The organism is Alistipes sp. 56_sp_Nov_56_25 (assembly GCF_001915285.1).
In the GTDB taxonomy this organism is placed as follows: Bacteria; Bacteroidota; Bacteroidia; order Bacteroidales; family Rikenellaceae; genus Alistipes; species Alistipes shahii.
The window spans coordinates 85774-111594 of sequence record NZ_MNQF01000001.1; the positions used below are offsets into that span (position 1 = coordinate 85774).

At 57.4% G+C, this 25821-nt stretch carries 17 protein-coding genes; 8 read left to right on the forward strand and 9 right to left on the reverse strand.

What is annotated here, in order from left to right; translation table 11 throughout:
* Positions 1 to 75: 75 nt before the first annotated feature.
* On the forward strand, positions 76 to 684 hold the full coding sequence (locus BHV64_RS00285; RefSeq protein ID WP_015547950.1) for a hypothetical protein: 609 nt from the start codon (positions 76 to 78) through the stop codon (positions 682 to 684).
* Positions 685 to 752: 68 nt separating this feature from the next.
* Here BHV64_RS00285 and gdhA read toward each other — a convergent pair whose 3' ends face one another.
* The 9 genes from gdhA to BHV64_RS00330 form a co-directional block, all read right to left on the reverse strand.
* The gene (gene gdhA / locus BHV64_RS00290) at positions 753 to 2108 is read right to left on the reverse strand and encodes an NADP-specific glutamate dehydrogenase (RefSeq protein ID WP_217727258.1); all 1356 of its coding nucleotides are present in this window, start codon (positions 2106 to 2108) and stop codon (positions 753 to 755) included.
* A gap of 251 nt (positions 2109 to 2359) precedes the next feature.
* The gene (locus tag BHV64_RS00295; RefSeq protein ID WP_015547948.1) at positions 2360 to 2962 is read right to left on the reverse strand and encodes a DUF4923 family protein; all 603 of its coding nucleotides are present in this window, start codon (positions 2960 to 2962) and stop codon (positions 2360 to 2362) included.
* A 10-nt stretch (positions 2963 to 2972) separates the two neighbouring features.
* Positions 2973 to 4898: an NAD(+) synthase gene (locus BHV64_RS00300; RefSeq protein WP_217727259.1), complete on the reverse strand. Its 1926-nt coding sequence runs from the start codon at positions 4896 to 4898 to the stop codon at positions 2973 to 2975.
* A gap of 30 nt (positions 4899 to 4928) precedes the next feature.
* Positions 4929 to 6146 carry a peptidase T gene (gene pepT, locus BHV64_RS00305; protein ID WP_015547946.1) on the reverse strand — a complete coding sequence of 406 codons (1218 nt, stop codon included), beginning with the start codon at positions 6144 to 6146 and terminating at the stop codon, positions 4929 to 4931.
* Positions 6147 to 6165: 19 nt separating this feature from the next.
* Positions 6166 to 8169 (reverse strand): OPT family oligopeptide transporter, encoded by a 2004-nt coding sequence (locus tag BHV64_RS00310; RefSeq protein ID WP_138265958.1) that lies wholly within the window; start codon positions 8167 to 8169, stop codon positions 6166 to 6168.
* Between the two features lie 66 nt (positions 8170 to 8235).
* Positions 8236 to 8562: a nucleoside triphosphate pyrophosphohydrolase family protein gene (locus BHV64_RS00315; protein WP_015547944.1), complete on the reverse strand. Its 327-nt coding sequence runs from the start codon at positions 8560 to 8562 to the stop codon at positions 8236 to 8238.
* A gap of 135 nt (positions 8563 to 8697) precedes the next feature.
* Positions 8698 to 9789 carry a DUF4091 domain-containing protein gene (locus BHV64_RS00320; protein ID WP_288115439.1) on the reverse strand — a complete coding sequence of 364 codons (1092 nt, stop codon included), beginning with the start codon at positions 9787 to 9789 and terminating at the stop codon, positions 8698 to 8700.
* Entirely contained in the window at positions 9729 to 10436 is a 708-nt protein-coding gene (locus BHV64_RS00325) for a hypothetical protein (RefSeq protein ID WP_288115441.1), read from the reverse strand. The genes BHV64_RS00320 and BHV64_RS00325 overlap by 61 nt, the downstream gene beginning before the upstream one ends.
* Before the next feature lie 145 nt (positions 10437 to 10581).
* Complete coding sequence (locus tag BHV64_RS00330) at positions 10582 to 11835, reverse strand: UDP-N-acetylmuramoyl-tripeptide--D-alanyl-D-alanine ligase (protein ID WP_217727261.1); 1254 nt, start codon at positions 11833 to 11835, stop codon at positions 10582 to 10584.
* A 427-nt stretch (positions 11836 to 12262) separates the two neighbouring features.
* Here BHV64_RS00330 and BHV64_RS00335 point away from each other — a divergent pair, with 427 nt between their 5' ends.
* The 7 genes from BHV64_RS00335 (at position 12263) to BHV64_RS00365 (ending at position 25766) form a co-directional block, all read left to right on the forward strand.
* A complete protein-coding gene (locus tag BHV64_RS00335) occupies positions 12263 to 13252 on the forward strand; it encodes a glycoside hydrolase family 43 protein (protein ID WP_288115442.1) in 990 nt (329 codons plus the stop codon).
* 36 nt (positions 13253 to 13288) lie between these two features.
* Positions 13289 to 16390 carry a DUF5107 domain-containing protein gene (locus BHV64_RS00340; protein WP_288115443.1) on the forward strand — a complete coding sequence of 1034 codons (3102 nt, stop codon included), beginning with the start codon at positions 13289 to 13291 and terminating at the stop codon, positions 16388 to 16390.
* Between the two features lie 37 nt (positions 16391 to 16427).
* Complete coding sequence (locus tag BHV64_RS00345) at positions 16428 to 18209, forward strand: DUF4091 domain-containing protein (RefSeq protein WP_168949028.1); 1782 nt, start codon at positions 16428 to 16430, stop codon at positions 18207 to 18209.
* 24 nt (positions 18210 to 18233) lie between these two features.
* Positions 18234 to 21377, forward strand: a complete 3144-nt coding sequence (locus BHV64_RS00350) for a SusC/RagA family TonB-linked outer membrane protein (RefSeq protein WP_288115444.1) — start codon at positions 18234 to 18236, stop codon at positions 21375 to 21377.
* Positions 21378 to 21389: 12 nt separating this feature from the next.
* Positions 21390 to 23327, forward strand: a complete 1938-nt coding sequence (locus BHV64_RS00355) for a RagB/SusD family nutrient uptake outer membrane protein (RefSeq protein ID WP_288115445.1) — start codon at positions 21390 to 21392, stop codon at positions 23325 to 23327.
* 74 nt (positions 23328 to 23401) lie between these two features.
* Complete coding sequence (locus tag BHV64_RS00360) at positions 23402 to 24661, forward strand: DUF5126 domain-containing protein (protein ID WP_278409181.1); 1260 nt, start codon at positions 23402 to 23404, stop codon at positions 24659 to 24661.
* 13 nt (positions 24662 to 24674) lie between these two features.
* On the forward strand, positions 24675 to 25766 hold the full coding sequence (locus BHV64_RS00365) for a DUF4998 domain-containing protein (RefSeq protein WP_288115446.1): 1092 nt from the start codon (positions 24675 to 24677) through the stop codon (positions 25764 to 25766).
* Positions 25767 to 25821 lie beyond the last annotated feature (55 nt).

A 25821-nucleotide genomic window follows, 5' to 3' on the forward strand; every position in this document is an offset into this window, starting at 1 on the left:
GCAGATCGCCGCGTCGGACTGAAAGTCCTCCTCGCAATGACGCCCGTCTGAACGGCGGGCATTAAAGAATTGGAAATGAACTATAAAAAAATCGCTACCGGCATATCCTGGGTCCTGCATCCGTTCCTGCTGCCCGTCTACCTGATGGCGGTGCTGCTGACGATGACCGCCTTTTCGCACTATCCTCCCAATGTGAAGTTCTATTTGCTGTGGGTGGTGGCGCTCTACGCGATCGTCATTCCGCTGCTGTCGCTCGGCGTGCTGCGCTCGCTGGGCCGCATTTCGGACTACCGGATCGACGACCGCAGGGAACGCTTCCTGCCGCTGCTCGTCGGGGCCGTCTGCTACGTGCTGTGCGCCATCACCATCGCGAAGATTCCTTCGGCGATTTTCCTGCGTAAATTCATGGTCGCCGCGGCCTGCTGCGAGGTGCTGTGTCTCGTGGTGTCGTTCTACTGGAAGATCAGCCTTCACCTGACGGGCATGGGGGCCGTCGTGGCGCTGCTGGTGGTGATGAACGTCGTGGGCGTGGGCAACATGCTCGTTCCCCTCATGGTCGCCATCCTCTGCGCCGGGGCGCTCGCGTCGGCGCGCCTCTACCTCGGATGCCACAACGGCTGGCAGGTGCTGGCCGGATTCTGCGGCGGTTTCGCCGTGTCCGTCCTCGCGGTGCTTTTTCTGTAAATCGTCCCGAAAAAATGAAAACCGGCCGGAAACAGTTTCCGGCCGGTTTTTCGTAGTTGTACCGCCTGTTAGACGCAGCCCTGGGCGAGCATGGCGTTGGCGACCTTCATAAAGCCGCCGATGTTGGCGCCCACGACGTAGTTGATGTAACCGTCGGACTGGGTTCCGTAGCGCACGCAAACCGCGTGGATGTTCTGCATGATGGACTTCAGCTTCGCGTCGACCTCCTCGGGCGACCAGGTGAGGCGTATCGAGTTCTGGGTCATTTCGAGTCCCGAGGTGGCGACGCCGCCGGCGTTGGCCGCCTTGCCCGGAGCGTAGAGCAGCTTGTGCTGCTGGAAAATCCGGATGGCGTCGGGCGTCGAGGGCATGTTGGCGCCTTCGGCGACGCACATGCAGCCGTTGTCGACCAACGCCTGCGCCTCGTCGCCGTTCAGCTCGTTCTGCGTGGCGCACGGCATGGCGATGTCGCACTTCACGCCCCACGGACGTTCGCCGGGGTAGTAGGTTGCCGACGGATATTTTTCCGCGTACTCCTTGATACGGCCGCGGAAGATGTTCTTCAGCTCCATGACGTATTCCAGTTTCTCGGGGCTGATGCCTTCGGGATCGTGGATGTAGCCCGACGAATCGGAGAGCGTCACTACCTTGGCGCCCAGTTCGGTGGCCTTCTGGCAGGCGTACTGGGCGACGTTGCCCGAGCCGGAGATGCAGACGGTCTTCCCTTTGAACGAGTCGTTGCGCGTGGCGAGCATCTCCCGCGCGAAGTAGCAGGTTCCGTAGCCCGTGGCCTCGGGGCGCAGCGGGCTGCCGCCCCAGTCGCGGCCCTTGCCGGTGAGCGTGCCGGTGAATTCGTCGCGCAGACGCTTGTACTGGCCGAACATGAAGCCGATTTCGCGGCCGCCGACGCCGATGTCGCCCGCCGGAACGTCGGTGTCCTGTCCGATGTGACGTTGCAGCTCGGTCATAAACGACTGGCAGAATTTCATCACCTCATTGTCCGACTTGCCTTTCGGGTTGAAGTCCGAGCCGCCCTTGCCGCCGCCCATCGGGAGCGTCGTGAGGCTGTTCTTGAAGGTCTGCTCGAAAGCCAGGAACTTGAGGATCGAGAGGTTCACCGAGGGGTGGAAGCGGATCCCGCCCTTGTAGGGGCCGATGGCGCTGTTCATCTGGATGCGGTAGCCGCGGTTGATTTCGATTTCGCCTTTGTCGTTGAGCCACGGCACGCGGAAAATAATCACGCGCTCGGGTTCGGCAATGCGTTCCAGCACCTTCATCTTTTGCAGGATCGGGCTGGTCACGATGTGCGGGGCCAGCGATTCGGCCACCTCGCGGACGGCCTGATGGAATTCCGGCTCTCCGGGATTGCGTGCAATCAGCCGGGCCATGAAGTCTTCGACGTACTGTTGGGCTTGTTCGTTCATAAGCGATTCGATTTTGAGGGGGTTTGTATTTGTTTCTCGCCCCTAAAAATAGAACATTTATCGGAGTTTTGCAACTTATTTAAGAATTTCGTAAAATATTTTATTTATCCGCTCCCCGAATTTGCTTACTGTCTGCGAGGAGGTTGGACTTCGGGAATGAAAATCCGTAACGAAAAATGACGGATTTGCAGTAAATCCGTCATCGAAATTTTTTCAAATTTTTTTCGGCTTTTCCCGCCGGGAAGCCCGTATTATTTCGAAAAGGCGAAGCCGACGTAGACGTTCTTGTATTTCGACAGCAGCGTCGTGGCCGTCGAAAAATAGGAGACTTTGCTGCCGAGCGCCGTGACGACCTCGACGAGTCTGGTGACCGGGAAGACCAGCACCAGTTCCTGCCCGCTGATGTAGGCGTGGCCGGGAACCGAACCCAGGTTGAGCTTGCCCTTGGCGAAATGGAGCGTCACGACGTGTGTCGGGGCGTCGTATTCGTAGGTTCCCGAGAGGGTGTGGGAGCCGAGCGTGGCGGTGAAGGCGTCGTCGTCCTTGCCGAAGGTGAACGTTCCGGCGCCGGGGCGGATGCCCGCCTTGGCATAGGCCTTTTCGAGCTGTTTGACGACGGCGGTTTCGAGCGCCGCGCCCCCGACCTCCGAAGCGATGTCGCCTCCTTCGAACTTGACGCCCGGACCCGTGTAGTTCCACGTTCCGGCAAGAGCATATTGGGTCAGCTTGCCGTCGGTGGCTTTGTCGGCGGCCGCCGTGGCGGCTTTTTTCAGGGCCTCTTTCCAGTCCTGCGCCGAGGAGGTCGTGCCGCCGAGCAGGAGCAGGGATGCTGTGAATAACAGGAGTTTCTTCATTGGATCTATGTTATAACATGTCGAGTTCGCGCAGCCATGCCGCTGCCGAGGCGTCGGAGGGCATGCGCCAGTCGCCGCGGGGCGAGAGCGTCACCGAGCCGACTTTCGGTCCGTCGGGCATGGCCGAACGTTTGAATTGCTGGGTGAAGAAACGGCGGACGAAGACCGTGAGCCACCGGAGAATCGCGGCGCGGTCGTAACTTCTGTCGAAGGCCTGTTCGGCCAGCAGCAGGATTTTCGCAGGACCGTAACCCGCGCGGAGGAAGTTGTAGAGGAAGAAGTCATGGAGTTCGTAAGGCCCCACGAGGTCCTCGGTCTTCTGGGCGATCCGGCCCTCGGCGTCGGCCGGGAGCAGTTCGGGGCTGACGGGCGTGTCGATGATGTCGAGCAGCGTGGCGCGCGTCGCGGCGTCCTGTTCCGTCGCGGCGGCCCACTTCACGAGGTGGCGCACCAGCGTCTTGGGAACCGAGGCGTTGACGCCGTACATCGACATCTGGTCGCCGTTGTAGGTCGCCCAGCCCAGCGCCAGTTCCGACAGGTCGCCCGTGCCGATGACCAGTCCGCCCTCCATGTTGGCCACGTCCATCAGGATTTGCGTGCGTTCGCGCGCCTGGGCGTTTTCGTAGGCCGCGCCCCGGCAGCCGGGGTCGAGGCCTATATCCTGAAAATGCTGCGTGCAGGCGTCGCGGATCGGGATTTCGCGGATCGTCACGCCCAGTCCGCGCATCAGCTCCAGCGCATTGTTGTAGGTGCGGTCGGTGGTCCCGAATCCGGGCATCGTGATGCCGATGATGCCCGCGCGGTCGAGGTGCAGGAAATCGAAGGTCCGGGCCGTCACGAGCAGTGCGAGCGTCGAGTCCAGGCCGCCCGAAATCCCGACGACGGCCTTTTCGGAGCGGGTGTGAACCATCCGCTGCGCAAGTCCGTGCGACTGTATCCGGAAAATCTCCTCGCAGCGTTCGCTGCGGTCGGCTTCGTCCTTGGGTACGAACGGCATCGGGTCGATGTCGCGGTCGAGCGCCACGCCGCGAAGCCCCTCGGGAATCTCCATTTCGATCACGGTGTTCTCCGTGGCCCCTTCGTTCGCGCGGAACGAGGTGTTGCGGCGGCGTTCGAACTCCAGCCGCTCGATGTCCACGTCGGCGACGACCAGCTGTTCGTCGGGCGAGAAGCGCGCGGCTTCGCGCAGAATGCAGCCGTTTTCGGCGATGACGGCGTTGCCGGCGAACACGAGGTCGGTGGTCGATTCGCCGAAGCCCGCCGAGCAGTAGACATAGGCCGCAATCGCGCGTCCCGACTGCTGGGCCACCAACTGCCGCAGGTAGGCGTGTTTGCCGACCGATTCGGGCGATGCCGAGAGGTTGAAGATCACCTTCGCGCCGTTGAGCGCCAGCTGCGACGAGGGCGGTGCGGCGGTCCAGAGGTCCTCGCAGATCTCGATGCCGAACTCCGCGCCGTTGACTTCGAACGTGAGGTCGGCGCCGAAGTCGGCCTGCTGCCCCGCGACGGCGATATGCTCGTCGGAAATCCCGGCGCCCGACGCGAACCAGCGGTTTTCGTAGAACTCCCCGTAGTCGGGGATATAGGTTTTGGGAACCACGCCCAGCACTTTGCCTTGCGTGAAGACCACGGCGCAGTTGTAGAGCGTCGACCCGTGGCGCAGGGGAGCGCCTGCGATCAGCGTGAGGGGGAGTTTGCGCGTGGCGCGCACCAGGCGTTCCAACGCCTCGTCGGCCGCGTCGAGCAGCGTCTGCTGCAACAGGAGGTCGCCGCAGGTGTAGGCCGTGACGCCCAGTTCGGGGAACGCCACGATCTCGACGCCCCGCCGGGCGGCCTCCTCGGCCATCGCCGCCATCCGTTCGGTGTTGTAGTCGCAGTCGGCGACCCGCACGTGCGGAACGGCCGCCGCCACCTTGAGAAAACCGAAATTGTCCATAGACTTCGTGATTTTTAATTGTTCTTCGGGCTATTCAGACCAAAGAACCGCCAGATTCAGGATCACCTGCTGGGCCTTGCGCATCGTCGTGAGCGAGCAGTATTCGAACTTGCCGTGGAAATTCATGCCTCCGGTGAAGAGGTTGGGGCACGGCAGGCCCATGAACGAGAGGCGCGCGCCGTCCGTGCCGCCGCGAATGGGCCGCACGAGGGGTTTCACGCCGGCCATCTCCATCGCTTTCAGAGCCTTGTCGATCACCTGCGGGTGCGGCTCGACCATCTTGCGCATGTTGTAGTACTGATCCTTGAGCGTGAGGGTCACGACCTGGTCGCCGTATTTCTTTTTCAGCAGGTCGACTGCGGCCCACATGAAGACCTTTTTCTGCTCGAACTTCTCGGCGTCGTGGTCGCGGATGATGTAACTGACCGAAGCGTTCTCGACCGTGCCGTTCAGCCCTACGCAGTGGTAGAATCCCTCGTAACCCTCGGTGAACTGCGGACGCTGCGAGGCGGGCAGCAACCCCTGAAGTTCGCACGCCACGTCGATGGCATTGATCATTTTGTTCTTGGCGTAGCCCGGATGGACGTTGCGGCCCTGAATCTCGACCTTCGCGCTCGCGGCGTTGAAGTTTTCATACTCCAGTTCGCCCTCCATGCCGCCGTCGACCGTGTAGGCGAAATCGGCGCCGAAGGCCTTCACGTCGAAGAAATCCACGCCGCGGCCCACCTCCTCGTCGGGGGTGAAGCCGATGCGGATCTTGCCGTGTTTCACCTCGGGGTGCGCCATGAGGTATTCCGCGGCGGTCATAATCTCCGCCACGCCGGCCTTGTCGTCGGCGCCCAGCAGCGTCGTGCCGTCGGTGTGGATCAGGGTGTGGCCCTTGAAGAAGGCCAGCTCGGGGAAGTCCGCAACCCGCATCGTCAGCTGGCCGTTCAGGGCGATGTCGCCGCCGTCGTACTCGTCGATCACGCGGGGTTTCACCTCCTTGCCGCTCATGTCGGGCGAGGTGTCGACGTGGGCGATGAAGCCGATGACGGGGGCGTTCTCGCACCCTTTCGAGGCGGGGACGGTGCCCATCACGTAGCCGTACTGGTCCATCGTGACCTCGGTCATGCCCAGGGCCTCCATCTCGTCGCGCAGGGCCGCCAGGAGGACCTTCTGTTTTTCGGTCGAGGGGAATGTCGTGCTCTCCTCCGACGACTGGGTGTCGTAGGAGACGTATTTCAGAAAACGTTCTTTCAAGTCCATTGTCGTTGCAGATTAAATGTTATTCTTCCTTTTTGGCCCGCAGGGTGTGCCAGGCGAAGTAGCCGATCAAAACGAGGTACATCGCAAGGCCCGTCCATTCGGCGGCGTTCGACGAGGCCCAGCCGGAGAGGAACCAGTCCACGCCGACGAATTTCAGCACGGCGCTCACCACGCCCATCAGCGCGCCGCCGGCGATGAAGCCCGAGGCGATCAGCGTGCCGCGGTCGAAGCGGGCTTTGTTCAGACCCTCGTCTTTCGAGCGGCCGGAGACGAACCAGGCCACCAGTCCGCCCACCACCAGCGGGGCGTTCAGCTCCATGGGGATGAACATGCCCAGCGCGAAGGCGAGGGCCGGGACGCCGATCGACGTGAGCACAAGGGCCAGCGCCGCGCCGCAGAAATAGAGCATCCACGGGGTCTGGCCGCCGGTCATCAGGGGCTGGATCACCGCCGCCATGGCGTTGGCCTGCGGAGCCACCAGCGCCCCTTCGCCCACGAATCCGTAGGATTTGTTGAGGATGATCATCACCCCGGCCACGGTTGCCGCAGCAACGAACGTGCCGAGGAATTTCCAGGCCTCCTGCTTTCGGGGCGTCGTGCCGAGCCAGTAGCCGATCTTGAGGTCGGTGATGAAGCCGCCGGCCATCGACAGGGCCGTGCAGACCACGCCGCCGATCACCAGCGCGGCGGTCATGCCCGTCGTGCCGCTCAGCCCCACGCTCACCAGCACCAGCGACGAGAGGATCAGCGTCATCAGCGTCATGCCCGAGACGGGGTTCGTTCCCACGATGGCGATGGCGTTGGCCGCGACGGTCGTGAAGAGGAACGCGATGATGAAGACGATCAGAATGGCCGTGACGGACTGCACCCAGCCGTCGAGCAGCCCGAAGTGGAAGAAGACGAAGACCGAAATGAGCGTGGCGATCAGGATGGTGAGGATGCGCTTCATCGAGATGTCGCGCTGCGTGCGCTCGGGGGCCGCGGCGGCGCTTTTGCCGCCTCCGAACTCCGAGACCGCGAGGCCTACGGCCTGGCGGATGATCTTCGACTGGCGGATGATGCCGATGATGCCCGCCATGGCGATGCCGCCGATGCCGATCGGCTTGCCGATGAAGGCGAAGAGGTTTTCGGCGGTGAAGATCGACTGCGGGTCGGCGACGATGTCGGCGCGTGTGACGCCCAGCAGCGAGAGCATCGCGGCGGGATCGACCGCTTCGGCCAGCGAGCCGATCACCGGGACGATCACGAACCAGACGAGGCACGAGCCGGCGGTGATGATCATGGCGTATTTCAGGCCGATGATATACCCCAGACCCAGCACGGCGGCCGAGGTGTTCAGCCCGAAGACCACCTTGAACTTGTCGGCGGCGACTGCGCCCCATTCGCAGATGCGCGTCGAGACCGACTCGGTCCACAGTCCGAACGTACCGACGACGAAGTCGTACAATCCGCCCACGAGTCCCGCGACGGCCAGCAGTTTGGCCTGCGAGCCGCCCTTCTCGCCCGAAACGAGGACCTCGGTGGTCGCCGTGGCCTCGGGGAAGGGATATTTGCCGTGCATCTCCTTGACGAAGTATTTGCGGAAGGGGATCAGCAGAACGATGCCCAGCAGGCCGCCGAACAGCGACGAGAGGAACACCTGCCAGAAAGCGGCGTCGAGGCCTAGAATGTAGAGCGCCGGGAGGGTGAAGATGGCTCCGGCGACGATCACGCCCGACGAGGCGCCGATCGACTGGATGATGACGTTCTGCCCCAGCATGTTCTTTTTGCCCAGCACCGAGCCCATGCCCACGGCGATGATGGCGATTGGGATGGCCGCTTCGAAGACCTGCCCGACCTTGAGGCCGAGAAAGGCCGCGGCGGCCGAGAAGACGACGGCCATGACGACGCCCATCGTGACCGAGTAGGGCGTCACCTCCTTCGGGTTGGACGAAGCCGGCATCACGGGCGTGTACTCTTCGCCCGGCTTGAGTTCGCGGTAGGCGTTTTCGGGCAGCGAAGTTTGGATTTTTTCGGGTTCCATGTATGATTATGAATTTTGAATTCTGATTCTGATTCTGAATTGCAATCGTTCGGTTTTGCCGAACGATTAGCGGTTGTCGCCGCTGCCCGTCAGGTGGTTGCGCTGCATGCGCGAGCGGAGTTTGTCTACGTTCATCTGCGCCACGTCGTCCAGTTCGTAGCCCAGGTCGCGGGCGAGGGTGGCGCAGTACCACATGACGTCGCCGATCTCCTTGACGATTTCGAGTTTCTTCTCGGGGGTGAACTCCTCGTGGGCGTCGCGGATCACTTTTTTGACCTTGTCGGCCACTTCGCCCGCTTCGCCCGTAAGTCCGAGCGTGGGGTAGATGATGCGGCGGTCGTCGGGGTAGATCGCCGTTTCGAGGGCGTGCTGCTGATATTCGTTGAGAGTCATCGTTTGGGGTTTATGAGTTAAATCGGACAAAAATAACGATTTTTTCGCAAGAATGCACGAAAAGTCCCGGCAACCTGTCTGAAAATCGGGTTGTCGGGACCTCTTTTTATGCCGTATTGCGGACCGTCCGGCGGATCAGAGCGTATTCAGCGTCGCGCGGGCATTGCGCAGGGTCTGCTCCCAACCGTCGAAGGCGACCGACGAACGGAACGGCTCCAGCAGGTCGTGGAGGGTTTGCAGTTTCGCATCGTCGCCGCTGAATTCCGTTTTCAGCAACCGGATTTTCTCCCAGTCCTGGATGCCTTCGACGAGGCGTTCGAAACGGATCGACGAGCGGCCTTCGGGATAGACGAGGTAGGTGTCGCCGGCGGCCCATTTCCGGAACCGCGAGTCGCGGATCGGGTCCTCGACCCACGAGTTGTAGGCCCAGCGCAGGAATCCGTCGTAATCCTCGGCGGCGGCGTACCAGCTCAAATAGGTCGCCTCGGCCGGCGCCGACGAGGTGTAGGTGTTCGGGAATCCCGACGAACAGCAGACGTAGAAGGTGGTCGTCAGCCCCTTGCTGCGGCGCTGGACGATGTCCGTCTGTTCGATCGGGCCGAAGATGCTGGCGCACATGTCCTTGATGTAGGGATACTGTTTGAAGATCTTGTGGTTGTCGGCCAATGCGATGCCCAGTTCGGGCGCGACCTCCTTCAGCAGGGCGGTCGCGGCGGCCATCACCTCGGGCGAACGCTCGTCCATAGCGATGTTGGTGATGCCGAGCCATCCTTTTTCGCGGAGGTGACCGACGAAGGCGGGCAGGAACGGGCCCCACATTTCGCGGAAGGCCGGCGTGCCCGGATCGGCCTTGACGTCGACGAATTCGCCCGTCGCGGCATCCTTGTAGTGGAGCATGTTGTTCCACGGCAGCATCGAATAGCAGTTGACGTACTTGCCGACGCCCAGGTCGAGCATGAACCGCACCCAGCGGTCGAAGACCGTGAAGTCATACTCCCACGTGCCGTCGGCCAGGCGCGTCCAGACGATCATATCGGCGTAGGCGTCGTAGCACTGGTTGTTCCAGGGGTCCTTGTTGAGCGTTGCCGTGATGACTTTCTGCCCGGCGTCTGCGAGCTGCCGCATCGTCGGCCGCATCCGTTCGAAATGCTCGTCGCTCCAGACCTCTACCCCTTCGGCGCGGGCCACGGCCGCCGGATGCTGCCACAGGTCGAGGTGTAGGTCCACTCCGAAGGCGCGGGCAGGGTGCGTTCCGTGACGTTCAGGTGCAGCGTCAGCGTTTCTGCGACGCCTTCGCCCTTTACCGCAACCGGAGCCGTGTAGCGGCCGGGGGTGGCGTCGCGCGGGATGTCTACCGTGATCCAGACGGGACGGGTCGACCGGGCGGGCACGTCGCATGAAGCCGCCTCGTCGAGCAGGTCCGCTTCGAGGTGCGCCGGGTTGTTCTCCGGCCGTGCGCCGCAGGGTTGGTCGGTCAGAAAGCGGTCGCTGACGACGTATTTGACGAAGCGTGCGCGGGCGATGCCGGGGAGCTTCGCGCCGTTGTCCGCAACGAAGTCGCCCACGGTGCAGGTCAGGCCGCCGACAGCCGCGGGAGCGGAGATGACAGCCTGGGCCGAGACCTTCTCGCCGCGCCAGCCCGTGAGGGTCGTCTGATCCGTCACGGCTGCTGCGCAGGGTGTCGCGCGGGGATAGCGGACATCCGTCGAGCCGAACGTGACGATCGGTTTTTCGACTCCGTTCCAGGTTTCGGGTTTCTCTCCCTGCGGGTCGGCGGGTTCCGTCCAGTCGAAATGCGAGAGAGCATGCTGCGGGGGAATGCCGGTGCAGGAGAGCAGTGCCAGCAGGGGGAGAGTTGCGAGTAGTTTTTTCATGGTCCGTTTATTTTGGGTCGGTTTGTTTCGGTTGTTTTCGGTTGTTTTCGGGTGCGGTTCCGGGTGCAGTCTCCGGGTGCAGTCTCCGGGGCGGTTTCCGGGGACGGTCTCCGGGTGCAGTCTCCGGGGCGGTTTCCGGGGACGGTCAGAGCGCCTCCAGCGCCTGCTCCAGCCCCATGCCGTGCGAACCTTTGACCAGCACGAGGGAGTGCTCCACGGGGGAGACTTTCAGCAGCGAGATCAGGTCGTCGCGCGTGGGGCAGAGCGTGACGTTGGCCGGCTTTTCCGCGAGTCCGTCGTAGGCCTTGGCGAATTCCGGACCTACGAGCAGCAGTTCCGCTTCGGGGGCCTGTGCGGCCATCTCGATGATTGCGGCGTGTTCGCGTTCGGACCAGTCGCCCAGTTCGAGCATGTCGCCCAGAATCAGCACCCGGCGCTGACGCTCTTCGAGCGGCTCGGCGAGAAAATTCCCGACCGAAGCCCGCATGCTCGACGGGTTGGCGTTGTAGCAGTCGGCGACGAGCGTGTTGCGGGACGTTCCGATGCGCTGCGAGCGGTTGTTGTCGGGAACATAGCCGGCGATGGCGTGGCGGATGCGTTCGTCGGGAACGTCGAAATAGCGTCCCACGGCGACGGCGGCCGCGATGTTGAATCGGTTGTAGCTGCCTTCCAGATGGTTTTCGATGCCGTCGGCCAGCGATGCGGAGTAATATTCGGCGGCCAGCGAATCGCGTTCGGCGGCCATGCCCGTCAGGATTTCGTCGTCGGCCGGGACGAAGGCGTGGCCTCCGTTCGCCGCGAGGAAGTCGAACAGTTCGCCCTTGCCGCGGCGAACCCCCTCCGGTCCGCCGAAACCTTCGAGGTGCGCCAGGCCGATGTTGGTCAGGATGCCGTAGTTCGGCTCGGCGACCGATGCCAGCAGAGCCAGTTCGCCGCAGGCGCTCGCGCCCATCTCCACCACGCCGAACTCCGTGTCGCGGGTCATGGCGAGCAACGTCAGCGGCACGCCGATGTGGTTGTTGAGGTTGCCGCGGGTGGCGTAGACCTCGAACCGCTCGGCCAGCACGCGGCTGACAAGCTCTTTCGTGGTGGTTTTGCCGTTGCTGCCCGAGATGGCGAGGATCGGGATTCCGAGCGCCCGGCGGTGGCAGCGGGCAAGGTCCTGCAAGGCTTTCAGCGTGTCGTCGACGAGCACGATGCGCTGCCGCTCGTCGGAAGCGGCGACCTGCGGATCGTCGGAGACGGCGTAGGCCGCGCCTTTTTCGAGCGCTTCGGCGACGAAACGGTTGCCGTCGAAGGTATCGCCCCGCAGGGCGAAGAAGATGGAGTCCGGCTCGATCCGGCGCGTGTCGGTCGAGATACGGGGGTGCTGGCTGAAAAGTTCGTATAGTTCGGACATATTAGGGTGTGTAACGCAGATTTAACGTCTTTTCTGTTTTTACCGTCCGGTGTCGTTTTGCAGCGTGATATACGCGATATAAAACCCTGCTTTTCACCTTCGTGGTACTGTTTGGGATAACGATTGTGAGGTAAAATCGGTGCCGCCGGATGCAAATTGTCATCTGTGGATCAACCGGTGAGGCAAAGATAGGAATTAAATCGGATTTCGCAAGAAGCCGTTTTACGCCGCTTCCGCTTCGTCATTAATGACGCATTTCGGTCAAATTATGCTACAAACTTACATTTATTTTATGTAACTATCTTATAATCAGCGTGTATTTGCTTTGTGCGACAGGTGCCGGACTGTCGTATTTTTTGACGAGATACTTTCCCGAAAAGGATTGAGGCTCTGCTACATTTGCTATAACCTTAAAAACGGAATTCGAATGAAAATGAAATCAGCGATTTTTGCATGGATGACTTTGATGTTATTGAACGGATGCGGCTTGATAACTCCCGGACAGAAAAAGTCTGTTTCGGAATCACAGAAGGAACGTCCGGTGGTGCATGTGCCTTTGGCCGATCCTTTTATTCTGTTGCATGACGGTACGTATTACGCTTACGGAACAAAGGCCGAGCATGGAATCGCCGTTTTCGAATCCGATGATCTGCAAACCTGGCGCCAGGCTTCCGGGCGGGCTGCCGAAGGCCTGGCCCTGCATAAGGACGACGTATACGGAGACCGCTGGTTTTGGGCTCCGGAGGTTTACTGTATCAACGGAGCGTTTTATATGTTTTTCTCCGCGCAATCGCATGTCTGCGTCGCGGTGTCCGATTCGCCTTTGGGTCCGTTTGTGCAGAAGGAGAAGAAACCGATGATCGAAGGAGAGAAGTGTATCGACAACACTCTTTTCATTGATGATGACGGACGGAAATACATGTATTTCGATCGTTTTAACGACGGTCTCAATATCTGGATGTGTGAACTCGAAAATGATCTGCTCCGGATTAAACCCGGGACCATGCAAAAATGTATCCATGTTTCCCAGGAATGGGAGACCGTGTGGCCGCGGGTGAACGAAGGCTGTTTCGTGATAAAACATAATGGTATTTATTACATGACCTATTCGGCAAACAGCTACGAAAGCCCCAATTACGGCGTCGGATGCGCGATGGCCGACTCTCCTGTCGGCCCGTGGACCAAATACGGTCATAATCCGCTATTGCAGTTCCCCGGAGACCTGGTGGGCGTGGGACACAGCGCCATGTTCAAAGATAAAACGGGGCGGTTGCGTATCGTCTTCCATGCACACAACAGCAAAGAGAAAATACATCCGCGCAACATGTTCATCAGCAACGTCATGTTCCGATACAGGGATGGTGCCTATATGATGGAAATAGATAAAAAATACATGGTTCCGCAGATGGCGCAGTAGCCGGAAGAGATCCGCCATAATCATAACGACAAGACCATGAAACACGTTATCCTGATTTTTCTTTTGTACGTTCTTGTGCAGCCTGCTGCCGTATTTGCAGCAGGCGGGCCTCGGGCCACGGTAAGGGAGGTGCGCACGGTGTATAAAACATATCCTTTTTCAGATCCTAATCCGATAGCTGTACGGGGAAAGATATATCCGTATTTTCGGTATGACGGATTCACGGACCGGGCCGAAGACAAGGCATGGAATGTCGTGGTGCTGGAAAATGATTATGTGGCTGTCACCATCATGCCGGAGATCGGAGGCAAGGTGTGGGGCGCTACGGATAAAACGACAGGCCTCGCATATATTTATGACAACGACGTGGTCAAGTTCCGCGATATTTCCCTGCGCGGACCCTGGACGAGCGGAGGCATCGAGTTTAATTACGGAGTGGTGGGGCACAGCCCTACGACTTCATATCCGGTGGATTATCTGACCCGCGAAAACGCGGACGGCAGCGCAAGCTGTATCATCCGGATGCTCGATTTGCTGACGCGGACGACCTGGAGCGTCGATATACGGCTGCCGGCCGATGGAATCTGGTTTGAGACGAATTCCGTGTGGCATAATAGCTCGGGCGTTTCGCAGCCTTATTACAGTTGGGCCAATTCGGGCGTTTCGGCGACGGAAGATCTGGAATTCGTTTATCCCGGAACGATGGTCGTGCGGCACGACGGCACTATTCACGATTGGCCCTATGACAGGGAGTACGGCAAGGATCTTTCGAAATGGCGCGAGAATAATTTTCTGTGGTCTAAATCGTATCACATCGTTGGTACGCGCGACAAATATTTCGGAACATGGTGGGCCGACCGGAATTTCGGGATGATGCATTACAGCGAGCGGGACGACAAGCCGGGACGGAAGATGTTCAGTTGGGCATTGTCGGATCAGGGCGACATCTGGGAGGAATTGCTTACGGATAATGCGGGGCAGTACGTGGAGCTTCAAAGCGGTCGTCTGTTCAATCAAAATATGGTTACGAGCGTTCTGACTCCTTACAAACAGACCGGTTTCGCCCCTTATGGAACCGATATGTGGACGGAATACTGGTTCCCGTATCACGGGACGGAAGGGGCGGCCGACGTGACGTTGAAAGGCGTCGTCAATCTGAAGGGGACGGAATCGGGTACGGAGATCGTCGTCTCTCCGCTTCGCCGCGAATCCGTCGTATTGCAAGTATATGACAAATCGGGAAGAGAGATTGCGGAGCGGAGGACCGACTGGTCTCCCGGAAAACCCTTCCGGATGGAGGTGCCGGTCTCTCCGGACTCTCTGGGGCGGGTGATGGCTTCCGGGGTGGAGTTGTGGACGGGCCGGGACAAGACGCTCTCCCGTCCGATGGTCGCCCCCGGGGATTTCAATTGGGAAACGGCTTACGGACAATGGGTGCGGGGGCAGTATCTCGTATGGCTCCGCAACTATGCCGAAGCCGAACCTTTTGCCCGGAAAAGTATCGGGTATGACCCGTGCTATGTGCCGGGACTCAATCTGATGTCCGTCCTGCTGCTTAACCGGAACGACTGTCAGGGAGCTTTCGATTGTTCGATGCGGGCGCTTGCCGTCGATACGTACGATGCACAGGCCAATTACCTGATGGGATGTGCGGCGATGAGGCTCGGCCGGACCGACGATGCGATGGACGGATTCGAAATCGCGGCGCTTACGAATGAATATCGTAGTGCGGCCTGCACGCAGTTGGCCAAATTGTATGTCAGGGACGGGCAGTATGCAGAGGGCGTTCAGTATGCCCGGAAGAGTTTGATCGGGAATGCCTATAACATTGAAGGCCTGAAAATGTTGTATATGGCGTCCGATTGCCTCTCGGAAGACGCCGAAGCCGTGCTTTCGGCGATCGAAAACTGCGATCCGCTCAATGACTTCGTGCGCTTTGAACGCTATTGGGCCGACCCGGACGAGAAGAACCGGACCGCCTTTCAGTCGCTGATCCGAAATGAGATGGCTGTGCAGAATTATCTGGAACTGGCGATCTGGTATTATTCGATCGGGCAGGTCGGCCGGGCGGAAAAGGTATTGTCGATGTCGCCGGGCGATGCGGAAACTGCGTATTGGCGCGCATATCTGTCGCAGGATCGGGAGCTGTTGGAAAAAGCCGATGTTTCCGATGTGTCGTTCGTGTTTCCTTTTCGCGAGGAGAGCGTGCCGGTATTCGAATGGGCGATGAAGGAGAGCGGAAATTGGCGGAGCGCCTATTTGCTGGCGCTTGTCCACTATTCCCGGAATAACGATGCCGAGGCTTTGGAGTTGTTGCGAAAACAAGGCCGGGAACCCGATTTCGCGCCGTTTTACATAACGAGGGCGAGTCTCGAACCCGACAAGACGTTGCAGGAGGCGGATTACAGGCGAGCCGTGGCGCTCGACGGTGCGGAGTGGCGCTATGCACATGCGCTCACCCGGTTTTACATGCGGCATTCGGAAAATCGGAAAGCGTTGTCCGTGATCGAAGAGTTCAGCCGGCGGAAGCGGAACCATTTCCCGACGGAAACGCTTTTGGTGAGAGCCTTGATTTGCAATGAAGAGTATGGCGCAGCCGAACGGGTCCTTGCGAAAACCCGCATCCTTCCGTTCGAAGGGGCAAAGGACGGAATCAACCTGCAAAAACATATCAAGTTGATGCTGGCGGTGGATAAAATGCGGAAAAAGCAGCATAAAGCGGCCTTGGATAAAATTGAAGAGGCGAAATTGTGGCCGCGGAATCTCGGCGTCGGCAAACCGTATGACGAGGTGATCGACACGAGACTCGAAGACTGGCTGTCGTTCGTTGCTGCGGAACGCGGGGGGCTGAAAGGGCAACGGGAGCACTTCTTGCAGCGCCTTGTCGGTTCGAATGTAAACACCCCGGAATACCTGCTTCTGCAATCCGCCGCCTGGCATATAGCCGGAGACGAGACGAAAGCCCGCAAACTGGCTGACGGATGGTTTGCCGCACAAAAAGATGAAACGGCGCATCGGAACGGAAAGGAGTTTCTGGAAGTGGTCGGACGCGGAGAGTATGCTTCGGATACGGCCCTGGATTTTTACAAACCCTTGATTCAGACGCTTACGGCAAAGGCCGACAACCGGCTTTTTTGAATAACAGTGAACCACTAACCAATCTAAAATTAACAGTATGAGAAAACTTATTCTAATTTTTTGCGGCGTGTTCTGTTGTCTGACAGCCCTGCATGCGAAAGATCCGGCGCTCTATCTTTATCAGGTGGATGCTTTGGATAAAGTGTTCAAGGACCGGCGCTATTTCGTGGATGAAATCGACACCCTTGCAGTCGCCAGGGGCGAATATGCGACGCTTCAGGTGGTCATCAAGTCCAATCGTGAGATAAAAGGGATGCGGGCCTATGTGGAATCTGTCGCCGGAGGAGCCGGAGAGATCGAGGGCGCGCAGACCGGTTGGGTCGGATATGTAAGGGCCGGCCGGAAGTATCAGCCGACGTCCAAGGATCTGCTGCGAACTCCGTCGGATTATTTCCCCGACCCAATTCTGACGGATGTCGAAATGGATATGGAGGTGAACGATGTGCAGCCGGTGTGGGTCACCGTTCCGATTGCCAGGGATACGGAACCGGGCCTTTATAAGGGGAGGCTCGTTATAGAAGGACAGGTCGACCGGAAAAAACAGTCGTGGAGCAAGGATTTTTATGTACGGGTTTTTCCCGTCACAATAGAGGAGACTTCGCTTCTGGTGAGCAACTGGTCCGCACACACTTCGCCGGTGACATTGAGCTATCTCAACGGAATGGCTCCGGTCGAACTGTACAGCGACTTATATTGGGAACTGATCGGCGTCCATGCTCGAATGATGGTTTCGCACAAACAGAACGTTCTTCGGATATTTCCTTCCTGGCATGTGCTGGCGACCTATGATAACGGTAAATACACTTTTGACTTCAGCCGGTTCGACCGGGAAGTGGAACTTTTCGATGCGGTGGGAGAGACCCCTCTGAAGAGAATCGAAGGCGGGCACCTCGCCTGGCGCTCCGGCGCCTGGGACGAACCGTTCCATGTCGAGATTCTGCTTCCGGACAACGAGGAAACCCGGAAATACAAGGGGACGGCCGCTCCCAATAAGGTGGAAAACGGACTGCGCCGGGTGATTCTGCCCATCACGGACCCCCGGACGAAGAACTATCTGGATCAGTATCTGCCCGCGCTGAAAGCCCATCTCGAAGAGAAAGGATGGTATGGCCGCTACATGCAGCATATTGCCGACGAGCCGACGGCGCGGAATGCACCGTCTTACGGGGCGATCAGCGAATATGTGAAAAAACACCTGCCGGGGGTTCCGGTCTTCGATGCCGTGCTTACCTCCCGGGAACTTGCCGGAACGATAGACGTGTGGGTTCCGGTGCTGGACGTGATACACCGCGACTGGAAATTTTACCAGGACCTCAAAAAACAGGGCAAAGAAATCTGGTTTTACACCTGCGTAGGTCCCCGGGGAAATTACGCCAACCGTTTTCTGGAGCAGCCGCTCGTGCAAACCCGTATCCTGCACTGGATCAATTACAAATACGGACTTGTCGGCTATCTTCACTGGGGGCTGAATTTCTGGGGCAGCGACCCGCTGACGTCCGACGCTTCGCGCGACCGCGGTAAACTTCCGGCCGGCGATGCCAACATAACCTATCCGGGATACCGCAAACTATACTCTTCGATCCGGCTTGAAGCGATGAGGGACGGCATTTATGATTATGAATTGCTGAAAATGCTGGAGCGGAAAAATCCGGCGAAAGCGCGCGAATACATCAATGCGATTGTTATGAATTTCGACAATTACGACAGCAATTTTTCCTATTTCAAAAGAGTGCGCCGCGGCATACTCATTTATCTCAGCCAAACGGATGCTACGTTGAATGCTGTTCGTGGAATGGATGCCCATTCGATGAACGATTAATCCGATCTTTAATACGATAAACCTATGAAAAGAAAGCCAATAACAGTGGCCTTCCGGGCCTTTTGTCTCTCTTTGTTGTTCGTCATGTCGGCTTTTGCCGCGGCACAGGCGGCGAAGCCGATGAAACTGACCGGCCGGGTGGTCGATCCCGACGGCTTTTCGCTGGTGGGCGTCACCATTACGATAAAGGGCACCACCAAAGGTGTCACCACGGACTCCGAGGGAAAATATGAATTGGATGTAAATGCCGAGGACATCGTCGTGTATTCCTATATCGGTTATAAGACCCAGGAGATTCTGGCAAAAGAGGCGGACCGCTTTGCGGTGGTCCTTCAGCCCGAGTCGCAGGAGATTGAGAATGTTGTGGTCGTGGCTTTCGGAACGCAGAAGAAGGAGAGCGTCGTCGCATCCGTGTCGACCGTCGACCCCGGGAAGCTGCGTATTCCGGCCAGCAACCTTACGAGCGCTTTTGCCGGTCAGCTGGCAGGTGTGATTGCATACCAGCGTTCGGGAGAGCCAGGACTCGACGACGCCGAATTTTTCATTCGCGGAGTGACTTCGTTCGGCGCCGGTAAAAAAGACCCGTTGATTCTGATCGACGGAATCGAAATGAGCTCCTCCGATCTGGCCCGTCTCAATGTGGATGACATCGGGAGTTTTTCGGTTATGAAAGATGCCAGCGCTGCGGCCCTGTACGGTGCGCGCGGTGCGAACGGAGTTATTCTGGTGACAACCAAGCGCGGAGTGGAAGAGAGCGTGCGGCTTTCGGTCCGGGCCGAAATCTCGACCTCCATGAACACGAGCCTCGTGGAGCTGGCCGATCCGGTTACCTATATGAAACTGCACAACGAGGCTGTGAGGACAAGATGGGGTGCGGAAAAGATGATGCCCTATTCTACCGCGAAGATCCTGAATACGCAACTTAAAAAGAATCCGGTGCTTTATCCGTCTGTCGATTGGTACGATTACATGATGAAGGATTTTACCATCAATCAGCGTTACAGCATGAATATCACCGGAGGCGGTAAGGCCGTACAATATTATCTGTCCGCCAATTTTTTGAGGGATCAGGGCATTTTGAAGGAGGACAGCCGGAATAATTTCGATAACAATATCAAGCTGAACAGGTTTCAGCTGCGCTCTAACGTCGACATCAAACTGACGCGCAGGACCAAGGCGGTCATCCGCTTCTACGGGACGTTCGACGAGCGCACGGGACCCAAGAAAGAGGGCAGCGAGATGTTCAGCGCTGCGCGTAATGCCACTTCGGTCATGTTCCTCCCTTTTTATGAACCGGACGAAGAGCACAGCCATACGACTCATACCCTTTTCGGAAACCAGACCCAGGACGGCAAACTCGTCTATACGAATCCGTATGCTGAAATGGTAAGCGGATTCAAGAAAAGTTCGTCTTCGATGATGACGAGCCAGGTCGAATTGACCCATACGTTCGAGAATGCGCTGGAGGGATTGGTGTTATCGGGAATTTTCAATCTGAAACGGGATTCGTACTATGATTTGCAGCGAGGGTTCGTGCCGTTTTATTACGCACCCGTCGCCGGGCTGTCCAACGACGAATACCGGTTGCAGTCGCTCAATCCCGACGACGGAACCGAATACCTCGATTTTAACGGCGGAAACAAATACGTGACTTCGACCTTGTACGGGGAACTTCGCGCCAATTACACCAAGACGATCGCGGAGAAACACAATATTACGGCGATGTTGGTCGGTACGATCCGGAATGCCTCCACCACGGAGGTGTGGTCGTTGTACGAGTCGTTGCCGAACCGGAATATTTCGCTGTCCGGGCGGCTTGCTTACGGTTACGATTCCCGCTATTTCATCGAGGGCAATTTCGGTTATAACGGCTCCGAACGATTCGCAAAGAGCCATCGGTTCGGATTTTTCCCGTCGATCGGTCTCGGCTGGATGATTTCCAACGAGAAATTCATGCAGCCGGTGAAAAAGGTGCTGACCAAACTGAAACTGAAAGCGACTTACGGACTTGTCGGAAACGACCAGATCGGAAATCTCAAAGACCGGTTTTTCTATTTGTCGAACATCAACATGAAGGCCGGCGGGTACACGTTCGGAACGGATCTGACCTATTCGCGTCCCGGAATCGCCATAAACCGCTATGCGGATCCCGACATCACGTGGGAGATCGCCCGGAAAGCGGATTTCGGCGTGGAACTCGGACTCTGGAACGCATTGGACATTCAGGCGGATTACTTTTTTGACAAGCGGAAGAACATCCTTCAGACGCGGGCCGACATACCGAGCACCATGGGGTTGGGATATACGCCGACCTCCAATGTCGGCGAGGCGCACTCCGAGGGTTTCGAAATCTCGATGAATTTCAACAAGTCCTTTAATCCGGATTTCTGGCTTACGGCGATGTTCAACTATACGTATGCGATCGGGAAATATACCAAATACGAAGAGGCCGATTTCTCCGATACGCCCTGGCGTTCGCATGTGGGACAAAAGATCAATCAGATTTACGGATATATCGCGGAGCGTCTTTTCATCGACGACGAAGATGTGAAGAATTCTCCCGTCCAGACCGTATCGTCCGGAAGCGGCATTCAGTATGGGGCGGGCGATATCAAATACAAAGATATTAACAATGACCAGGTGATCGATTCCAACGATATGGTCCCGATCGGATTCCCGACGGCCCCCGAGGTCGTGTATGGAGTGGGCTTCTCGCTGGGGTACAAGAGTATCGACTTTTCCTGTTTTTTCCAGGGATCGGGCCGCTCCTCATTTATGATCAGTCCGACGCAGACGGCGCCGTTCCTCAATAACGGGCAGCGGGCTTTGCTGAAATATTATGCCGACGACCATTGGTCGGAAGACAACCGTAAGCTGGACGCTCTATGGCCGAGACTGGCTGACGACGTAGTGCCCAATAATACGGTGAACAGTACCTGGTGGCTTCGGAACGGATCTTTCCTGCGGCTCAAAAAACTCGAAGTCGGCTATACGCTGCCTGTGAAGTGGACCAGAAAGGTGAAGATGGATAAGGCGCGGATCTATTTCAATGCGACCAACCTGTTCGTCCTGTCCGACTTTAAGATGTGGGACCCGGAAATGGCCGGAAACGGTCTCGGATATCCTCTTCAGCGGGTTTTCAATCTTGGCCTGAATTTGAATTTTTAATAGAAAACGACCATGAAACATTATAGATACTTTATATCGCTTCTGGGTGCTATCACCTTGATGACGGCCTGTGATTTTCTGGATGTCGTGCCGGACGATGCTCCGACGATCGAAGACGCCTTCAAGAACAGGGCTGCGGCCGAAAAGGCGCTCTTTACCTGCTATTCGTTCCTGCCGGACCCGACGAATCCATACGATTATCCGGCCTATTTTACCAGCCACGACGAGTTCGAGATCGGCAGCATGCACTGGATTGTCGGAACTGCGGCGTATGCCATAGCGAACGGGCAGCAGAATGCCAACAGTCCCAAACAGAACTATTGGCCGACAATGTATCGGGCGATCCGTTACTGCAACATCTTTCTGGAAGGAATCGGCACGCCCCGGGATATTCCGGAATATGAACGGAAACGATGGATTGCCGAAGTGAAATTCCTGAAGGCTTACTACCATTATTGGCTGGTGTCTTTGTACGGCCCGGTCGCCATCGTTGACAGAAATCTGGATATTTCGACCCCTACCGAAGAGACGATGGTATACCGGGAACCCGTGGACGAATGTATTGATTACATCGTGAACCTGCTTGAGGAGGCCGCGCCCGATTTGCCGACGACACCGCCCAATCCTATTCAGGACGACGGACGCATCACGCAGAGCGTCGCGCTGGGAATCCGGGCCAAAGCCCTCGTGCTCGCGGCCAGTCCGTTGTTCAACGGAAATTCGGACTATGCGAATTGGACCGATAACCGGGGAAGGCAGCTGGTCTCTCCGACGTTCAGCCGGGAAAAGTGGGAACGCGCTGCGGAAGCGTTGAAAGAAGCGATCGACACGTGCCATTTTGCCGGACACGCGCTTTACGAATTCGATAAAAGCAAATTTACTGGGTCGATGGCCATGGACGACGAGCAGGCTAAAGCCATGACAGTCCGCAAGGCTGTGACCGAACGATGGAATCCGGGACAGGTCTGGGCGTCTACGGCGAGTTTCGGCCAGGGGAAAGGTTCGGGACTCGGGGCTTTCCCATCGTATGGGAATATGCAGCGGGCATTGATGGCGAAGGTCTTCAGCGAAGATACGCGTTCCGAAATCGGCATGATGGCCGCTTCGGCGAATATGGCGGAGCTGTTTTATACGAGCAAAGGAGTTCCCATTGAGGAAGACAAGTCCTGGCCCTATGCGGACCGCTACAATTTCGATATCGTGAAAGCCGGCACCTTCAGCGGACATTTTGTCGGGGTCAATGAAATCACGGCGAAATTGAATATGGAAAGGGAGCCGAGATTTTACGGAAGTCTCGGTTTCGACCGGGGCTATTATGAACTGACGACCACGACGTCGAATGCGGGGGCCAGTTTCAATATGCTCAAAATGAGATACGGGGAGCCGGGAAATGGCTCTGTTACGGGGTATATGGTCAAGAAACTCGTCGCATTCGAGACGAGCGCCAGCCAGGGCCAGTCCACGGGTCCCGTGTACAGCGGTTATAATTATCGGATGCCGTTGCTCCGGTTGGCGGATTTGTATCTGCTTTACAGCGAGGCGCTCAACGAAGTGAAGGACGAACCGGATGACGAGGTTTACAAGTGGATCGACAAAGTGCGGGCCGTGAACGGCCTGGAAGGGGTCGTGAATGCCTGGAGCCAGTATTCCAATTATCCCGATCGGCCGAAGTACAAGGCGGATATGCGGGAGATCATCCGGAAGGAGCGGCTGATCGAGCTGGCTTTCGAAGGTCAGCGCTTTTGGGACATGCGCCGGTGGAAAACAGCGCAGCAGCATTGGTCCCAGGCAACCTATGGGTGGGATAACCTTGGAAGCAAGGCCGAAGCCTATTATGTCCGGAAAGAGGTGTATCCGGGCCGTTCGGTGTCGTTTAAGGAGTACCTGTGGCCGTTGAGCCTCAATGATTTGCTTGTGAACAGGAATTTGGAACAGACGTTCGGGTGGTAATGAAAAATGGAATTGATATGAAACGGATATATGCAGCGATAGTGTTTTTTATGTGTTCGGCATCTCTGACGACGATGTCCGGATGCAGCGGAGATGAAGGCCCGGCAGGTCCGGAGCCTCCCGTGATCGAAGATTATGTCATAACGCCGATTAACGGAGGCGGGATTGCGACGTATTCGATCCCGGATTCCGAAGAAGTCATGTATGTCATGGCCGAGTATGAACGGAATGGTAAGAAATGCGTCGAACGATCGTCGGTTTACAGCAATACCATTCGTATGGAAGGATTTGCTACGACCGATCCGGTAACGGTTGCTTTCTACACCGTTTCCCGGAACGGAGTGAGGTCGGAACCCGTTGTCAAAACCTTCGAACCCCTGACTGCTCCGCTTTACCTCGTCCGGCAGACGCTTTCGATGGTGACCGATTTCGGCGGCGTGTCGGTCTTCTGGGAGAATCGCTTCAACACGGAGGTCGGAGTCGCATTCCTCGTTAAGGATGAGAACGGCGAATTCCGGGACAACGAATACCGTTTCTCCCGGCTCGAAGAGGTGAAGGAGACGTTCCGTGGGTTCGAGGCCGAAGAGGCTACGTTCGGCGCGTGTCTGATCGACAACTGGGGGAATACGTCCGATACCCTGGAGCTGACTACGACGCCTTATTATGAGACGATGTCGAAGAAGCCGTTTTCCCGCGTCAGGTTGCCGGGCGATGTCGTAAGCGACACCTGGGCGTTTTCCAATGTGTGCAACGGAACCTGGCACACGTCCATCAATACCAACTCGGACGCCTGGCTGTCTGGCAGCAAGTTCGGGAACGGACATATGTTCACCATTGATCTGGGCGAGCGGATGAAAATGAGCCGCGTTGTGCTGTATCCCCGTCTGCGGACCGCATCGGAGCCGTTCGGAAGCATCAACGTGCGTAATTTCGAAGTGTGGGGAACCTCTGCGCTGAAAACGGAGATGCTCTCCGGGCATGATTATTATTGGCAGGACATTCCGGAATTCGACGAGCCGGAAGAGGGTGGCGATCCGGTAGCGAAAGAGCATTGGAAAAACGACTGGCAATGCCTCGGTGAATTCGAGATCGTGAAGCCGGATGTGCCGGAAGGAGCCAACCAGCAGGAGATATTTCTGGCGGCCTGCGGAGCGGGTTTCTCCTTCGACTTTCCCATTGATGCCGAACCGATTCATTATATACGGTTTGTCGTACGCCGTACGTGGAGCGGGGCCGGTTCACACCCCGATATATATCCTCCGCGGGCCTTGAACGATTATTTCATGCTGTCCGAGCTCAGCATGTACGGTGATAATACGGTTCCCCAGAAATAAAAGACTTTAGACTATGAAAATCATATTTGAAATTTTGTTGGCAGGGGCGGTGGCCTCGTTGGCGGCGACTGCCTGCGGAGACATGGACAGCATCCATGAGCAATATTCCGGCCGGCCGGAAAAAATCTATATCGGCCGGGTCGATTCGCTGAAAGCTCATGGCGGCCTTAATCGGACGATGCTGAGCTGGTATATGAATTCGGACCCCAAGATTGACAGCACCGTCATCTATTGGAATTTCAGGCAGGATTCGCTTGTGAAACCTTTTGTAAGAACGACTCCCGGAATGCAGAAGGATTCGGTATTCATAGAGGGCCTCGGGGAGGGAAATTTCAATTTCGAGGTGTATAACCGCAATGTCGAAGGCCTGTATTCCATGATCCAGACCGTTTCGGGCCATGTGTACGGGGATGCTTATATCAACGGGCTGCGGCAGCGCGCCATTTCGTCGGTTACGGTCACGCCGAATGCGGAGACGCAGAGCAATTCGATAGAGATAGTCTGGGGAGATGCGGATATGCTGAATGCCTATTCGGAGATTGTTTATACGGAGAAATCCACGGGAAAACGGGAGACGATACATGTCACTTCGGAGAAGGACCCGGCCAATCAGGCTTTGGTGACGAAGTTCGATGATGTGGGCAATGTGCTGGGGGATGAAAGCTCTTCGTTCGAGGTGGTCTGCTATTATATTCCCGAAAAAGGTGCATGCGACACGATTCCCAAACGGTATGCGAAGCAGTTCCTGACCTATGTTTCCACGGGCTCGCGTGTCCAATATACGGGCGGTAAGGCCGGTAATCCGATTGCGTGGTCCAATTACGGAAAGATTCTGCAACGGGCGAATGACAATACGTACGACTGCAATTTTATCGGCGGCTGGGGAGCGAACGCCATAAATTTGTTCCGGCTCACGATAAAAGAGGACAATACGGTCGATATGGTGGGGTATTACGGCAATTATTCATGGACCCTGACCAATACGGACGGAACGGTGAGTACATACGATCCGGAAACGAAATCGTTCGATCTGAAGTATACGGTCATCACCAACGCTTCGGGAGACTATACCGAGGTGCAGGAAAAGGTGAGTCCGCGCTATTGACATTGTGAAACCGGAATGCCCGGCGGGAATGGCTGTCGGGCATTTTTTATCTTGT

Excerpts from the sequence above, each read along its gene's own strand:
- BHV64_RS00325 (WP_288115441.1), bottom strand. The coding sequence starts at position 10,436 with ATGAAAAAACTACTCGCAACTCTCCCCCTGCTGGCACTGCTCTCCTGC.
- BHV64_RS00330 (WP_217727261.1), bottom strand. The coding sequence starts at position 11,835 with ATGTCCGAACTATACGAACTTTTCAGCCAGCACCCCCGTATCTCGACC.
- gdhA (WP_217727258.1), bottom strand. The coding sequence starts at position 2,108 with ATGAACGAACAAGCCCAACAGTACGTCGAAGACTTCATGGCCCGGCTG.
- BHV64_RS00360 (WP_278409181.1), top strand. The coding sequence starts at position 23,402 with ATGTCCGGATGCAGCGGAGATGAAGGCCCGGCAGGTCCGGAGCCTCCC.
- BHV64_RS00300 (WP_217727259.1), bottom strand. The coding sequence starts at position 4,898 with ATGGACAATTTCGGTTTTCTCAAGGTGGCGGCGGCCGTTCCGCACGTG.
- BHV64_RS00340 (WP_288115443.1), top strand. The coding sequence starts at position 13,289 with ATGAAACACGTTATCCTGATTTTTCTTTTGTACGTTCTTGTGCAGCCT.
- BHV64_RS00350 (WP_288115444.1), top strand. The coding sequence starts at position 18,234 with ATGAAAAGAAAGCCAATAACAGTGGCCTTCCGGGCCTTTTGTCTCTCT.
- BHV64_RS00355 (WP_288115445.1), top strand. The coding sequence starts at position 21,390 with ATGAAACATTATAGATACTTTATATCGCTTCTGGGTGCTATCACCTTG.
- BHV64_RS00365 (WP_288115446.1), top strand. The coding sequence starts at position 24,675 with ATGAAAATCATATTTGAAATTTTGTTGGCAGGGGCGGTGGCCTCGTTG.
- BHV64_RS00345 (WP_168949028.1), top strand. The coding sequence starts at position 16,428 with ATGAGAAAACTTATTCTAATTTTTTGCGGCGTGTTCTGTTGTCTGACA.
- BHV64_RS00295 (WP_015547948.1), bottom strand. The coding sequence starts at position 2,962 with ATGAAGAAACTCCTGTTATTCACAGCATCCCTGCTCCTGCTCGGCGGC.
- pepT (WP_015547946.1), bottom strand. The coding sequence starts at position 6,146 with ATGGACTTGAAAGAACGTTTTCTGAAATACGTCTCCTACGACACCCAG.
- BHV64_RS00285 (WP_015547950.1), top strand. The coding sequence starts at position 76 with ATGAACTATAAAAAAATCGCTACCGGCATATCCTGGGTCCTGCATCCG.
- BHV64_RS00335 (WP_288115442.1), top strand. The coding sequence starts at position 12,263 with ATGAAAATGAAATCAGCGATTTTTGCATGGATGACTTTGATGTTATTG.
- BHV64_RS00315 (WP_015547944.1), bottom strand. The coding sequence starts at position 8,562 with ATGACTCTCAACGAATATCAGCAGCACGCCCTCGAAACGGCGATCTAC.
- BHV64_RS00310 (WP_138265958.1), bottom strand. The coding sequence starts at position 8,169 with ATGGAACCCGAAAAAATCCAAACTTCGCTGCCCGAAAACGCCTACCGC.